Raw genomic sequence first — 16,108 nt, 5'->3', positions numbered from 1 at the left:
GGTGCAAGATGAAATTTTGCAAATGAATAATAGAAAAAAATAACCATTTTATTGAATTGAATCGCACCTCATTTTTAATTTTATGACATTGAGGAGCAATTTGATATATTTACAACGGTTATTTTAAAAACATTGTAAGTTATTTATTTTTAGCAGGTTGTATTTTAATTTTTATTTTTAAAATCAGTAATTTAACACAAATTAACAAAGTTATTAATTTCTTAAAAAATTCACCATTAAATATTGTTATTGGTTCATTAGGAACTGGAAAAACCGCCTTTCTAGTATACGCATCAAAATTATTAAAAAAGAAGAAATATCATATCGCATCAACATTTCCATTACTAGAAACCCAAAAATTAAGTTTAGGACATATGGGATTATTAAATTTTGATTATCCGGTATTGCCAGACAAAACCTTACTTTTATGAGATGAAACCAACTTATTTTTAGAAGGAACTGATTGAGAAAAAAATAATACCAAAAACGAAGAAACCGGTATTCAAGAATATTTCGCTCTGGCACGCCATTTCGGTCATATTGTGCTAGCTAGCGGTCAAAGAGATAAACATATTTGAGTTAAAGTTCGTGATATTGCCAATAATGTGATTGTGGGCATTCGTAAAAAACCCGTTAATATTTTTCGCCCCTACTTAAAAGTCATCTATGGCACCTTTACTAGTATTGAAGAATATGAACGCTGACGAAACACTTTAATTGATGCTAAAAATAGTAAAAAGGGTCGTCGCATTAAATACCGTGATATTCCTGAACTTGATATTTATTTTTTTAAACTAAAAATTCCTCTACCAATATTAAACACTTACAATTCTTTTTACCTAGCGTTTTTAAGAGATTACTTAAATTCAAAAGTAAATCCTGACTATGAAGATAAATACTATAATGACACAGCAATTGATTTAGAAGACTTAGAATACTTAAAAATGGATAAATTCAGCAAATTTTTAAGAAAAATGAAAGAAAAGGAATAATAAAAAATGGAAAATCTCGCAAAAATGGCCGACTTTCTCGCTCAAATGCTTTATAAAGTTTTTGACTTAATTTGAAGTTTAGAAGTGCCGGGAACGAATATTCAACTGATATTTCCTTTATTCTTAACACTGGCTGTAGAATTTCTTATGGCAATTATTCTTGGATTTGGTAGTCAACAAGTTAATTTAGAAAAACAACGCCAATATGCGGTTAAAAATAAAGGGCGTTTAAGTGCGTGAGGAAAAACTAAAAAACAAATAAAACCAATAAAAACAAAACAAGGTAACTAACAATGTTTAAACTAATTATTATTTTTATCTTAATAACTGTGCTTGGACTATTGGCTGGTAGTCATTTTGAAACTTTAACAAACTATATTAGCGAAGGCCTTGCCAATTTTAAAAAGTTTATTACTAGCAATTTAACAATTTTAGAATTATTTAAACCAATGGCACGAACATTTTCGCAACACCCAATCTTTACCATTCTTGGTGTTACTTGTGTACTGATTGCTTTATTTATTGTGATTAAAGGACGATAAAAAACATGAAAGGAGAATTAAAATGAAAAAACTTTTAGGAAAATTACTTAAAAAAGATAATTCAAAAGAAAAAACACCATTAAGATTAAAAATTAAAAATTCTTTTAAAAAGCAGTGGTTAAAAGTATCATTAAGTATCATTTTCATCTTTATAAGCTTATTAATTTGTGCATTAACAGCAATCGATACTAAATGAATAACCGGAACAAGTAACGAATTTAATGATTTTATGAATAAACAGATGGTTGATTTTTTTGGTAAGTTCAATACTAGTATTATGCTAGCAGGAATATTTGTTTTTTGATGAGGCGGAGCAATATATTTTGCAATTAAATTTGAAAAATTAGTCCGCTTTATTATTCAAAAAATTAAAGCAAAAAGAGCCTTGAAAAATGAAATGAAAAAAACTAATTAATTCTTTAAAAAAATATTGATGGAGAATTTTGCCTTACATTTTTATGATTATTATCTTTTTCATTCCATTTTTAAAATTGGAAATTAATGATTTGAAATTATTATATGAAAAATTTGAAGCATTAATTTCACTTATGATATTAGGATATTTAGATATATGCATTACAATAGCGGTAATTATAAATTGTAGCATTGAGTGACTTATTAAAAAAATTAAAGAAAAAAGAACAATGAAAAATAAAATATTTTAAAAAGGAGTGATAAAAATGTTTATGAAAATATTTACCGTATTAATTATTAGTTTCAATAACATTTTTACCATTCCCCAAAACATTAACAATGATGAAATAACAACACAATCACTAATTAGAAATAAAAAAGAAAGTAATAAAGTTTATAATTTTGAAATCAAAAACTTAGAAAAAGTAGAGTTTTGAATTTCAAATACAAAAATTGTGCGAGCCCAAATATATAAAAAAGATAATAGCAGTTTAAATGAAAAATTACCAGAATTAAAAAATTTAAACAACTTTACTTTTCTATTTACACAAAAATTTCAAAATAATCAGAGTAAACAAAAAGAAATTAGACAATTAATAACTACACACGGAACAAAAATAGAAAATGAAGATGATAAATGAGTAATTAACAAAAAAATAACAATTAAAGCACAAGGCACAGATTTAAATGTTTGAACCAATAATAATCTTACAAAAGATTACTTTTTAGAAAATATCAATGAATTTAAAATTGAAATTGAAAAAAATAGTACTGATATTGACTTGCCAACAACAACTATTAAATTTGATGGCAACCATAACTATAATGATGTTATCGAGAATCTTGATTATTTAATGATTCATCGCGGTGATTTTGACAAATTCAATTATTCTTATCTTTATTGAACACCAGTATTTAATTTCATTGATACCTTAGAAAAAGGTTATTACAAAGAATTTACGATTAAAAATCATGGTTTTAAAAACGAAAGCTATTTTTATCACAAGAATTCAACTACTTTATCAAACTCAGAAATAATCGACCCGACAAATGCAACCAAAATCGAAATTATAAAAAAAATTAAAAAAAGACTTAATGAAAAAATTAACAATCTTGCTGGCGTAAATAATGCAATTGAGGGCATCGACTATAATACTGAAATTAAAGATAATGACAACAATTACTTAGATGATAGGACTACTTTTGATTTAACAACAGACAATGTCGCTGACAGAACATTTACCGTTAAATTCACTGCAATTGAAACGAGTACACAATTGCAAGGAACAAATACGCTTAAAGTGGTCATTGCGAAACAAGAGGATACTAACGATAATTTCCTTAAAATTAAGGCATTTAACAAAACCCTAATTGCTGGAAATAACTATTTACAATTATTACACGGTGAAAATAAAATATGAAAATATGACACCAAAAGGGCTAACGATTATTACCTAATTAAGTACCTTTTTGGAACCTTAAATTACCTTAATGTTAAATTTAGTTTTCTACGCTATGACCCTGATTTACGAAATGACATTTACCTTTATTTTAAAAACAACATTCCTAGTATTAATAACAGCGATTATAAAAATATTTTTGATGAAATCTATGAAATTCTTGGTAACTTCTTTGCCAGTTTATTTTATGCTACTTTTGATATGGATGAAAAAACTCATACCGAAATTGATTTTAAGGGTGTAGATAATTACAACAAAGATTACTTTATTCAAATTGGTTTCTTTTATCGTTCGTTAATTACCTTTTATCCCAAAAAATATTTAATTAATGTTATTGGTAATTCGGAATTATTACTAAGAAGTTATTTTTTTACTTTTGATAAAAAAACGCACCAAGAAAAATTTAATGCTATTAACAACACCAATAGCATTTATCAAATTGATTTTAATGTCCTTAAATCTTATGATAATAAACTGATTACCTTGCCAACCAGCAAGACTGCTAACAGTATCAATTACCTCAATACCGACATTGATATTCGCTATGGCATTAATATTTTTACCTTAACTTTTCCTTTATACCATAAAACAAATACCTTTAATTATAATTTTAAAATTTATGACTTTAATGTATTAAATTCCACAGCCTTTATTCCCGATGGTTCCACCAACTCAGAATGAGACGACTTAATTCCGCCAACAAATTGTAAATATTCAGGGCGGTGGATACCCACATTTAACGATATTGGTTGTGCCATTCAGAATTCTGGCATCAAAATGTTAAACTGAATGCTGACCGCTTCACAAGTCATTACCATTTTACGACCATTAGCAATCATTGCGAAAGCAACAGTTAATTTTTCAACTGCTATTTTCCCAGTTTTTAAAACGGTACCTGCGTTTTACTATACCTTTCAGTTTTTAATTGGTTTTGCCATTTTTCTAATGATTTTACGAATTTTTGTATAATATATATATATATATATATATATATTGAAAAATAAAATAATAAAGGAGTTAAAATAATGAAAATTTTAAACATAATAACTCTTTCAGGACTAACGGCATTGCCGATAGTTAGTTGTTCCAAAAAAGCGAATGAATCAGTAGAACAAAAAAATAAAGTTTATGATTTTAAAATCATAAACTTAGAAAAAGTAGAGTTTTGAATTTCAAATACAAAAATTGTACGAGTCCAAATATATAAAAAAGATAATAGCAGTTTAAATAAAAAATTACCAGAATTAAAAAATTTAAACAACTTTACTTTCCTATTTACACAAAAATTTCAAAATAATCAGAGTAAACAAGAAGAAATTAGACAATTAATAACTACACACGGAACAAAAATAGAGAATGAAGATGATAAATGAGTAATTAACAAAAAAATAACAATTAAAGCACAAGGTACAGAGTTAAATGTTTGAACCAATAATAATCTTACAAAAGATTACTTTTTAGAAAATATAAATGAATTTAAGTTAATTACTTAGAGACACAGTTAATTGTACAGTCCCTGTCCCAATTAAAGTTATTGCATATTTAAAGCTCATAATTTTTTATTTTATTTTTTTCAATATCAAAAGTAATACCAAATGTATCTGTTGAAAAAATTAAAGAATTACTTGATTGAAAATAATCATTTATTTCTATAAAATGACAAATTAAAAAAGAAATTAAAGTATTTCTATCTTGTTCATTATATTTTTCAAAAAGACTATAATCACTTATTGGAAATTTATTTATATCACTTACAATATTAATGATTGTTTCAATGTGTGGTTTAATTTCTTTTTCTCAAATTTCTTTGTTAAAACTAATTTTTAATTGATCAGGTTGTAAAAACTTGTATCATTTTTCAATACTGTTATTTTGTGCATTATTTATTAAAATATAATCAAAAAAATAACTATAATAAAAATCTGTCGATAAAAATGCTTTCAATCCACCACCTAGTTGTTTATCAATCGTTACATATTTAGTATTATCTAATTTAAAATAGTCATCTACAGTTTTATAATTATATACGACACCTCCAATTGTCATATTTCTATCTTGTTCATTATATTTTTCAAAAAGACTATAATCACTTATTGGAAATTTATTTATATCACTTACAATATTAATGATTGTTTCAATGTGTGGTTTAATTTCTTTTTCTCAAATTTCTTTTTTAAAAATAATTTTTAATTGATCAGGTTGTAAAAACCTGTATCGTTTTTCAATACTATTATTTAAATTATTATCATCGTCATCATCATTGTCATGTAATTTATATATTTGATTACTTTTTATTTTTTTTATATTATTAAAAGTTACATTGATATTTCCAAAATAATTATTATTTTGACTCGTAATTGTTGCTGAATTTGTAGTTACTCTTGTAACTACTAAATCATTAACTGTTAATCCAGAATTTGGATTTGCTCTTATTACTTCTGTAATAATTGTTTGAAATGAATTATTTGGTATATCACCCAAATCAGTATTAGTAATAACGGATGATAAATGTACAGTAAGTGAATCAAAAACAACATCAATTGTTCCAAAATAATTATTATTTTGACTCGTAATTGTTGCTGAATTTGTAGTTACTCTTGTAACTACTAAATCATTAACTGTTAATCCAGAATTTGGATTTGCTCTTATTACTTCTGTAATAATTGTTTGAAATGAATTATTTGGTATATCACCCAAATCAGTATTAGTAATAACGGATGATAAATGTACAGTAAGTGAATCAAAAACAACATCAATTGTTCCAAAATAATTATTATTTTGACTCGTAATTGTTGCTGAATTTGTAGTTACTCTTGTAACTACTAAATCATTAACTGTTAATCCAGAATTTGGATTTGCTCTTATTACTTCTGTAATAATTGTTTGAAATGAATTATTTGGTATATCACCCAAATCAGTATTAGTAATAACGGATGATAAATGTACAGTAAGTGAATCAAAAACAACATCAATTGTTCCAAAATAATTATTATTTTGACTCGTAATTGTTGCTGAATTTGTAGTTACTCTTGTAACTACTAAATCATTAACTGTTAATCCAGAATTTGGATTTCTTCTTAAAATTTCTTCTATAATTGTTTCAGGTCTATTATCTGATATTGCTTTTAAATTAGTATTTTCAATAACAGATGATAAATAAGGTAAACTAAAATGTAAAAAAACTTGATGTCCAGAAAAATTAATTCCAGGATTAATTCCAAATCTAAAACTGTTAATATCAGTAGAATAAATAAGTTTAATTTCGTCAGAAATTAAGTTTCTTAAATCATTATTTGTTAGTCCAGAGTTTGGATTTATATTTAATATAGCTTTAATGATTGTTTCTATTGACGAATCATTTATTGTGCCTAAATCAGTATTAACAATAACGGTTGATAAATCAATTTTTGTAATAGTAAAAGTTATTGTTATCGTATATTCGTAATCAAAATTTCCAGTACTATGAAAATCGTGTAATGAAGAACTGCTGTTAGTTGATTGATTAAATAAAATTTCAGCTGAATTTCTTGTAATATTTCTAACTTCTAGTCTTATATTTCTACCACGATAATTTAAATTGTTTATTTCATGTAATCTTTTAATAATGTTATCTTTTGAATTTGTTTCTAAATGACCTAAGTTAGTATTAGTAATAAATGTTCTTAAACTTAAATATCTGGGCATAAAAATTACATTTACTGAAAGTAAATAATTAATATTTGAACTTTCTATTAATGCCGACCCAGTTGTTATATTTGTAACTATTAAATCATCAACTGTTAATAAATGATCTAAATCATTTCTTTCTATAAATTGTCTTGCGATTGTTTCGGGTCTATTATTTAAAATATTATTTAAATTTAAAATAGCATTTTCATTTATTATACCTAAATTTCCATTAAGATTAACTATATCAGAATCAAAATTAATAGTAAAAGTTAAAGTTCTTGGAAATGGTGCAAATTCTCAATTTCTAAAATGAACAATAGCTAAGTTGGTTGTAATCTTTTCAAATTCAATATTTTCTAAAAAATCTTGTCTTGATAAAATTGGATGATTAATTTCACTTAATCTTTTTATAACACTGTTTATATTAACTTTTTTTATTTTACCAATATTAATTGTTGTAATTATATTTTTTAATCACGGCGGGGTTTGTCTTTTGTTTCTTTTTAAATTATTGGTTTGTAAAAAGTTGTTTTCAGTATTATTTTTTAATATTTTCTCTATTTTAGTTGAGACATTACTAAGAATACCTGGTATTCCACTACTTGCCATTGTTATTGTACTTAATAAACTAAGTAATTTTTTCATTTATTAAATCCTTTTTATGAATTTTTACTAATTAATAAAATTTACAACATCTTTTCCTTTCTCCAAATCTTAGTCTTGAATCTCCTTACTTTGGAATTTCATTATATATCAACAAACAAAAATTTCTACTTTTTAGATCATAAACTAACGAAATTTAACTTTGTTAAAATTACTAGTAAGAAAGGTAATTTATTATGTTAGAAATTAATAATAATGTAAAAACCTTAGAAAATAAGCATTGATTAAACTTATTTACAACCCACAAAAATATGTACACCAATAAATGCGAACAATTAGCTAATGAATATGAAAAATTAGATGAATACTTATATAAATATCATTTTCGCTTAAAACAAGGTTATAAAGTAGTTCATTTTGCTGTAAGAACAATTATTACAATTTTTGGTGATGTTACTTTTAAACGACGCCGATATAAATATTGAAATCAAAAATCAGGGAAATTTGAATATGTATGTTTGTTGGATAAAGAAATTGGTTTATTGCCCAAACAACGCATTTATTTTGATGTCCAATTTAAAGTTTTAAGTCTTCTGGGTGATGGCAAACGCTATCGCGATGTTTTAGATGCTCTAAATCATTGTTATATTTCAAAAGGTAGTATTTCAAATATTTTAAATAAATACGATATTGCTGAATATTTTCAACTAGCAGAAAAAGAAACTAAAAATAGAATTGATGTTAAAAATAAGGATTTATATATTCAACTAGATGAGACATTTTTAGCGACATTAGATAAGAAAGTTAAACAAGACCAAAGAATTCGTTTAGTTACTTTTCATACCGGACATAAAGAAAAAAATTACAAAAATGCTCGTAGAGAATTGGAAAACAAACGAGGTCATTTTCTAATGTTAAAAGTTGGTAAACGAATAAATACGATGGATTATCGTGATTTATTAATTAAAGAATTACAAAAACATTATGTAAATATTAATTATGACAGAATAATTGTTTGTGGCGATGGTGATACTTGAATTAGAGAAATTGCCAATAGTTTTGGCAATGTTAGATATATTTTAGACGGTTATCACGCTATTAAAAAATTAAAACAAACCGCATTTAATATTATTTTTGAAAATCGCAAAGTAGCATTAAATAGTTGAATTAAATTATATAAAGATGGAAATCATCAAGAATTAATCAAAAACATTCGTAATGTTGTTAAAAATGAATTAAATAAAGATATTAAAACAAGTTTAAGAAAAGCGAGTAATTATTTCAGTAATAATAAGCATGGTATTCATAATCAAAATTTAGAATGAAATATTGGTTGTAGCATTGAAAGTGATGTATCACATTTAATAAAACAACAATTAGGATATGGAGCAAAAATATATAATCATAAGAATTTAAATAACCTATTACATTTAAGAATGGCAAATTTAAACAAATTAAATGTATTACATTATATTAATGAAAATATTAATTCAGAAATAGAAATCAGAAAAGAAATATATAAAACTTCATTATGAAATAAATATAATAAGAAAAATGCTGATAGTTGAATTAATAAAGGTAGTATTGTATATACGAATAAATATAGAAAACATAAATTTAGATAATTAGTGAAAATTTAATAATAATTAATAATTTTTTAATTTTTTATTGTGTAAAAATTCAATAATATGATAAAATCATAACGAATAAAATGACAATAACAAGAAAGGCAGGGTTAGTTTAGTAATTAAATAATATAATTAGCTGATTGTTTTACTTCTTCAAAGCAATACCTAAGAAAACTAAACGCGACCGACCCCTTAAAACTGCTTGTGTTTGTCATAAGTCTGTGGTATATTACAAGATTGCTAATTTTTTGTAGAAACCACAGATGTTTTGCACAATTAGAATTTGGTTTTTACAAGCTTGCTGTTAATTAATAGACTTCTTGCATAACCTAGTTAATTGTTATCAAAATTATTTTAGATTTTATAAAAATGTTTATTTTAAAGTGGTTAAATTTAAAATTTTTATTATTTTTATAGGTTATGCAAGAAGTCTAATGAAAATAATTTGTTAAATATAAAATAACCACTTTCTAAATTAATTTTTGATAGATGTTAATATTTGAAATATTACATTTTCTAGAACATTTATTTTTCATATCTTTTATTTCCTTTCTATTTCGACAAAACAAAAAACAACAATTTTAATTGTTGTTTAGTAAATATGTTTTTAATTTTTATTAAGTATTTTTTACATTTTAAATCAATTAATCTTACTACTATTCTTACTATCCTGTGATGTTTCAGTTTCACCAATATAGATAGCATCATTAATAACCACTAAACCATAAACAACGCCATTAAAAGTTTTATTAATTTTTGTTATTTTATTGTTGTCTTTAAGATCAACACTGTAAAGTTCACCATCATAAGTATAATTATGACGATCAGTAATACCAGTTTTAATTTTTATTGAAGCATAAAGCTTATTATTTTCAATAATTAATCTAACAACAGCTCCGTCAATTTCGGTAATTTTTGTTATTTTATTGTTGTCTTTAAGATCAACACTGTAAATTCCGCCATTAAAAGAACTTAATATTGTTCCAAAATAAATGTAATTATTATTGACACTTTTACTAAATGAAAAAATTGTTCCCTTAATAAAAGAAGTTGTAGAAATTTCTGTTATTTTATTGTTGTCTTTAAGATCAACACAATAAAATTTACCAATATCAGAAATATAATCAGTCACTGTTCCAACATAAAGTTTATTATCAAAAGCAATTAAAGCATCAACTTCTCCGTTAATTCCGGTAATTTCTGTTACTTCATTCTTGTTTTCAAGATCAACACTGTAAAGCTTTCCTTTATTATTATTAATTTTTGTTCCAACATAAAGATTATCCTCTCAAATAGATAAATTATGAATTTCTCCTTTAATTTCGGTTTTGGTAATTTCTGTTACTTCATTGTTGTCTTTAATATCAACACTGTAAAGCTTTCCTTTATCATTAATTTTTGTTCCAACATAAAGTTTATCCTTTCAAATAGATAAATTATAAACCGCACCTTCAATTCCGGTAATTTCTGTTACTTCATTGTTGTTTTTAAGATCAACACTGTAAAGCTTTCCTTTATCATTAATTTTTGTTCCAACATAAAGCTTATTTTTTTCATTAATTATTCTATGAATTTCTCCATTGAATCCATTAATTATGCCAAACTTAGAATTTTTATTATTTTCTTCTTTTTTATTACATGCAACAACCGAACTTAGTACTGTTGCAGTTAAACTAATTGCTCCTAATAAACTTAAAAGTTTTTTCATTTTGTATAACTTCCTTTCTTTTTGTTATTGCATTAAATTGCAAACGATATGTAATCATATTATATTCAAAATAATAAATGTCTTTTATTTCCACAAACATAGAAAATTGTTAGGATTGTTTGATATAATTGCCTGTGGAAATATTATGCTTTATCAAAGTTAAACATTTCTTTTTAATTTAACTCATAACAACCTAAACATTATCTATTTAGTAAGTTAATACTATCATAAAAGATAAAATATGATAAATGTTGCATATTTTATCTTTCTTTATTTGCGTCTTTTAATTTTAGTTCCATTTCTAAGATTTCTTTTTTTAAGCGTAAATTTTCATTTTCAAGTGATAAATCGCTATTTTTTACTTCTATTTAGGGTTTATAAATTATTTGTTTGATTATTTCCTAAAACAATTTCCATACTTATATTTATTTATTTTTAATTTCTCAAATGTTTTTTCATTTTTCATATTCGCTTTGATCTTTATATAATTCTTTTTCGATAAGTTCATCTTTTAAATCTAAATTGCTTTTAGTTGCTTCGCTAAATACTTTTTTGTCTTGGTTGCAACTTATTTCTGGTTTTAAACCTTTTAGTTTTAATTCCATTTCTAAAATTTCTTTTTTTAAGCGTAAATTTTCATTTTCAAGAGATAAATCATTATTATTTATATTAATATGTTTTTCCGCTTCAATTAATTTAGTTATTTTTTGTGTTATTTCATCAACCTTTCTTGAATCAAACATTTTATTTTGAATTGCTTCTTTAATTTCTCGTGTTGGAACACCATAATGTGTTGCTTTTTCTTGTAAATCTAATAGTTGATTTTTTTGTTCTTCTTGTTTTTTTAATGGTTCCAATAACTTTTTTAATTTATCAAGTTCTTTTTGCCAATATGCATCAGGATAACGAACTAAGTCTTTTTCTCTAATCTTAATCCGATATTCGAGAAAAGGAATTGCTCCTTTTTTATATTCGTCGTATCATTCTCATGCTTGATCTCAATCTTTTTGATTATATTTAGCATCTCGTAAATTACCAAGACCATCAACTTGTTTTAGTCATGGGTATTTAGTGGTTGTTGGGACATTTCGTCCAAACTTTTCTAACACTCACATGACATTATTTTTGTCATCATCATTTGATCTGTCAATTGATAAACCACCACCAAAAGCATGAATAATAGCATCAAGAATTTCGTTTAACTGTTCTCTGTTTTGCATTTTGGCAACGCGTTCTCAGTTGACTTCGCCACCTAATAATCGTCATAATCCCATGTTTATCACTCCTTTTTATTTACATTATACCTTATTTAAAAAATTTGTCAGGTGGTTTTTGACTGCAACTATTTTTTGTTTTTTGTTTTTGATTTAAAGTCTTTTTTCGCATTTTTTAAATCATTTTTGAAATTATGAATATTAACTCTATTTGCTATATTTTTTGTTTTACTTAAATCTTTGATATTGGTTTTTATATCTTGTTTTTTATTAAGATACTTTTGTTTTTCACCAAAATTATCAATTTTATTTGTAATCTTAGTTTCAAAATTCTTTTGTTTGGTTTGATAATTTACTGATTTCTTAATATTTTTATTATGTTCTTGTTGCATTTTGTTTTGCGGATTAATAAAAACAAAACCATTATCATTGTTGTTTTCGTTGATACTAATTTTCTTGTTTAATCTTATTTCTTTTTTAGTTTGTGGATTTGTAATTGGTTTAACATTTAAATTACCTCTTACTTTCTCTAGTTTTTTGTTTAAAGATTTTTTTCTTAATTTAGTAGATTTAATTGTATTCCTTTTGTTTTCTTGGTTTCCTTTGCTTGCTAGTTGTGGATTGATTTTTTTATAAGTTGCTACAAATGGTGTGGCAATGCCAGTTCCAAATTGTTTTCAGAATCCTTTTGCTCCACCTCCGCGAGCTGCCCCCACTAGTTTACTTGTTGCTAGGGTTGCAACCCCAAGTCCAAATCCTGCTAAACCAGTAATACCAGCACGCGAACTCATTCCCTCGGTGGCGTGTCAGAAATGGCGAAAGTCAAGGGGTTTTTCTTGGCGAGATTGATTGTCCGATGTTTCGCCATCACCATCATCGCCTGCCATTGAACCCATCGCGTTCATGGTTTTTTCACCCATGCTAGAACCACCCATTGCCATTGCTCTTTTCGCTCGTTTACTTTTGGCAAATCCAAATGCTTTTCCTGCCATTTTAGCAGCACCAAGTGCCATCATTCCGCCGGCCCCACAGTTGATCGCATTGAATTCATTCCTTCGCGAATTCCAGCTGCTTCACCAATTAAGTTGGCAACAACATCCGAAAATGCCAGCACTGCCAATCCACCACCACACATCATCAGAATAATAAACAATGATTTACCATATCCTTCAATACCTAAACCTGCTAAATTAGTACTTAAAATCGTTTGAATTGTGGTCATAAATATAAAGTATCCTGTTAAAGTAGCGGTCGATGCTAGAAATTTCGCAATTACCATATCTTTTCAAATAAATGCTCCTTTACCATTGTCAATGGTCATCGCGACCATTACTCATGGTGAAATAATAAATAAGAAAAACAATTCAATTATTTTTTGCACCAAAGCAATTCCAATCATAAACATTGCAAACAACATAAATCACACCCCAAAAACTTCGGCAATCATATTAAAATCACCAATATTATCAGGATACGCATAATTGCTTGGTATATTATCACCACTTCCATCTCAATATTTGTTTCCAATATTGTATAGGTAATTTGCAATATTTCCGTTTTCGCCGCCAAATCCTGATGTAATCATTTTGGCAATGTTAGCAATTGCAAAATTTGCCAAAAAGAAAAAGATTGGAATTAAAAAGATAAAAACAAACGCTTTACTACCATTTTGTAAGGCAACAATAAATTTTGTTTTTGCTTCGGTGGCATCTTGAAACAAAATTTTAATCATGGTAATTGTAAAAATTAAGGAAAATAAGCACAGAGCCGTAATAACGAAATATCAGAATGCCATTGGGATATTTTGAAAACTAAATTCTTGCTTTGATCCAAACATTAAATCGCCAACAACCCCGCCTGTTAAATAATTTAATACGTTGTTAAATGATCCAATTAATTGTAATGGCCCTTGTACAAAAATCGATCATATTAACCTATATAATGCATTCATTATCATATATATTCACCTCCTTTTTTAGTTTTTATATAAACTATAAAACTATCCACCGATTGCGGGATTATATCCTTTATAAGCTTGCAGAAAAACATTAATTACGGCAATTACTACCAACGTTCCAATAATTACTATAATTGGTCATTTCAAAGCGCCTAGATCATTTGCTCTTGCCTCTGGATTATCGGCATTTCGCATAATTGAGATTAAAATAATAATTAATTTTCAACCTGCAAATATAACCTCCAATGTTAGAATAACTCCTAAAACAATATTAGTTCACATTATGGCAACATCAATTATTCCACTTAAATCGACTGTGTTATTTGCTTTCATATTTTCTTCCTCCTTTGTTATTTTAAAAATTTGCTTTTGTTAAATTTGTTTCTTTTTTGATAATAAATATTTTTCTTTTTTTGATAGTATTGTTGTTTATTATTAAAGTAATTTTTAATATTGTTTTTCTTAGCCATTGCTATCTTTCCTTTCAAAAGGCAGGCAAAATAAATGCAATAATAAATTACCAATCATAAAATCACAATCAATTCCAAGCGAGATTAAAAGCAAAATAGGGGAAATTACTAGCAACAAAATTCCACTAATAATTGTTAACGGATATAAAAGTCATTTTCATCAAACTTTTCTCTTATTTTGCATCTTTAATTTTTCCTTTCTATTTGAAACATTGCTGTAAAAATTCTTTCTAGCACATCAACAACAATACTATTGCCAGCTTGTTTATAAAGTTGGGTTTCTGAAACAACTTTTCGTGCTTTATCAAAGTCTTTATTTCTAAATCCCATTAATAATCAACATTCTCTTGGAGTTAATACTCGTAAAAAGTATTTTTTTTCATCAATTAAAAAAGATAGTATTTTAATACTATCTTGTTGTTGTAATTTATGGTTATCAACGATGATTTTATTGACATTACTTGCTGCGATTGTTCCCATATGGTTATTTTCTGTTTTTCAAAACCGATTATATGAACCGTTAACTAGTAAACCGTCTTTTGCTGGTGGCAAAACAATAAAATTTCTATAATTTTTAATTGGAATTGCTATTTTTGCTGATTTTGAATTTATAGTTAATGTATCTAGATATATATTTTCATTACTAGCATCATATACTCTATTTTCTTGTTTATAAGAATTAAAGTCTATTTCCGTTTTGCCACGAACATTAAATTTTATATCATTTGGAATTGCAATAATTCCAGCATTTCCTCATCGCATTTGTTTTGTTGTAATTGTATAAGCACATTGTTGAATGATTTTAAGTTTATTGTTTTCAATTGCTTTTTTCATTGATTCTTGTCTAATAAAATATTTTTCATTTATATTATTTTCTAAAATATCCTTTACCAAAAATTTTAAATTACAAGGTTGGGGATATTGAAATTTAAAATCTTGCTTTAATGTTGAAATCATAAACAATCTTTTCCGATTTTGGGGAATTCCATAATCCTTGGCATTCATTGTAAAATATTGGTTATAATAATATCCTAATTCACTAAGTTGATTTTGGAGATTTTGAAATCCGACAAAAAACTTTTTACTTAATAAATTTGGTACATTTTCCATTAAAAGATATTTTGGTTTTGTTGGCATTGTGCTTATTAAATCAACAACTTTGTACGCTAAACCACTTCGCTTGCCATTTAATCCTTGCCCATTATTATTGGCATTTGATATGTCTTGGCATGGAAATGATCAAGTTATTAAATCAGCATACGGTAAAGTTTCTAGTTTAGAAATATCACCTAAATTTGGTGTGTCATAATCATTAAATATTGCTCGATATGATTTTTCAGCGTATTTATCGTTATCACAAAATGCAACTACTTTATGGTTAATTCCAATCTTTTCTAATGCTTTTCTTTGACTTCCAATCCCAGCAAATAATTCAATTATTTTAAGCATAT

General features: G+C 25.8%; 15 protein-coding genes. 8 read left to right on the top strand and 7 right to left on the bottom strand.

Going from position 1 to position 16,108, the window contains the following annotated elements:
* The first annotated feature begins 8 nt into the window (after window positions 1-8).
* From AAHM88_RS03345 to AAHM88_RS03315, 7 genes are read left to right on the top strand one after another with little or no spacing between them, the layout of a single operon-like run.
* The gene (locus AAHM88_RS03345; RefSeq protein WP_342262267.1) at window positions 9-992 is read left to right on the top strand and encodes a hypothetical protein; all 984 of its coding nucleotides are present in this window, start codon (window positions 9-11) and stop codon (window positions 990-992) included.
* Window positions 993-998: 6 nt separating this feature from the next.
* Window positions 999-1,283: a hypothetical protein gene (locus tag AAHM88_RS03340; RefSeq protein ID WP_342223871.1), complete on the top strand. Its 285-nt coding sequence runs from the start codon at window positions 999-1,001 to the stop codon at window positions 1,281-1,283.
* 2 nt (window positions 1,284-1,285) lie between these two features.
* Window positions 1,286-1,534, top strand: coding sequence for a hypothetical protein (locus AAHM88_RS03335; RefSeq protein WP_338968164.1), 249 nt, complete (start codon window positions 1,286-1,288; stop codon window positions 1,532-1,534).
* A 22-nt stretch (window positions 1,535-1,556) separates the two neighbouring features.
* Entirely contained in the window at window positions 1,557-1,949 is a 393-nt protein-coding gene (locus AAHM88_RS03330) for a hypothetical protein (protein ID WP_342262266.1), read from the top strand.
* A 43-nt stretch (window positions 1,950-1,992) separates the two neighbouring features.
* On the top strand, window positions 1,993-2,199 hold the full coding sequence (locus AAHM88_RS03325; RefSeq protein ID WP_342262265.1) for a hypothetical protein: 207 nt from the start codon (window positions 1,993-1,995) through the stop codon (window positions 2,197-2,199).
* 15 nt (window positions 2,200-2,214) lie between these two features.
* On the top strand, window positions 2,215-4,377 hold the full coding sequence (locus tag AAHM88_RS03320; protein ID WP_342262264.1) for a hypothetical protein: 2,163 nt from the start codon (window positions 2,215-2,217) through the stop codon (window positions 4,375-4,377).
* Window positions 4,378-4,433: 56 nt separating this feature from the next.
* A complete protein-coding gene (locus AAHM88_RS03315) occupies window positions 4,434-4,901 on the top strand; it encodes a hypothetical protein (RefSeq protein ID WP_342262263.1) in 468 nt (155 codons plus the stop codon).
* 49 nt (window positions 4,902-4,950) lie between these two features.
* Here AAHM88_RS03315 and AAHM88_RS03310 read toward each other — a convergent pair whose 3' ends face one another.
* Window positions 4,951-7,722, bottom strand: a complete 2,772-nt coding sequence (locus AAHM88_RS03310) for a hypothetical protein (protein ID WP_342263258.1) — start codon at window positions 7,720-7,722, stop codon at window positions 4,951-4,953.
* A gap of 194 nt (window positions 7,723-7,916) precedes the next feature.
* Here AAHM88_RS03310 and AAHM88_RS03305 point away from each other — a divergent pair, with 194 nt between their 5' ends.
* Complete coding sequence (locus AAHM88_RS03305; RefSeq protein ID WP_342262261.1) at window positions 7,917-9,305, top strand: Mbov_0401 family ICE element transposase-like protein; 1,389 nt, start codon at window positions 7,917-7,919, stop codon at window positions 9,303-9,305.
* A gap of 631 nt (window positions 9,306-9,936) precedes the next feature.
* Here AAHM88_RS03305 and AAHM88_RS03300 read toward each other — a convergent pair.
* The 6 genes from AAHM88_RS03300 to dcm all read right to left on the bottom strand — a co-directional run bounded on the left by AAHM88_RS03300 (window position 9,937) and on the right by dcm (window position 16,106).
* Window positions 9,937-11,016, bottom strand: coding sequence for a lipoprotein (locus tag AAHM88_RS03300; protein WP_342263257.1), 1,080 nt, complete (start codon window positions 11,014-11,016; stop codon window positions 9,937-9,939).
* A gap of 425 nt (window positions 11,017-11,441) precedes the next feature.
* The gene (locus AAHM88_RS03295) at window positions 11,442-12,290 is read right to left on the bottom strand and encodes a hypothetical protein (protein ID WP_342262821.1); all 849 of its coding nucleotides are present in this window, start codon (window positions 12,288-12,290) and stop codon (window positions 11,442-11,444) included.
* 700 nt (window positions 12,291-12,990) lie between these two features.
* A complete protein-coding gene (locus tag AAHM88_RS03290) occupies window positions 12,991-14,187 on the bottom strand; it encodes an Mbov_0396 family ICE element transmembrane protein (RefSeq protein WP_342263256.1) in 1,197 nt (398 codons plus the stop codon).
* Window positions 14,188-14,229: 42 nt separating this feature from the next.
* Window positions 14,230-14,520, bottom strand: a complete 291-nt coding sequence (locus AAHM88_RS03285; protein ID WP_342262459.1) for an Mbov_0395 family pilin-like conjugal transfer protein — start codon at window positions 14,518-14,520, stop codon at window positions 14,230-14,232.
* Between the two features lie 17 nt (window positions 14,521-14,537).
* Window positions 14,538-14,675 (bottom strand): hypothetical protein, encoded by a 138-nt coding sequence (locus AAHM88_RS03280; RefSeq protein WP_342262824.1) that lies wholly within the window; start codon window positions 14,673-14,675, stop codon window positions 14,538-14,540.
* Between the two features lie 168 nt (window positions 14,676-14,843).
* Entirely contained in the window at window positions 14,844-16,106 is a 1,263-nt protein-coding gene (gene dcm, locus AAHM88_RS03275; protein ID WP_342263255.1) for a DNA (cytosine-5-)-methyltransferase, read from the bottom strand.
* Between the last annotated feature and the right edge of the window lie 2 nt (window positions 16,107-16,108).

The sequence above is a fragment of the Spiroplasma endosymbiont of Dromius quadrimaculatus genome (assembly GCF_964031155.1).
Classification (GTDB): Bacteria; Bacillota_I; Bacilli_A; order Mycoplasmatales; family Nriv7; genus Nriv7.
This window is presented reverse-complemented; position numbering and strand designations above follow the sequence as displayed.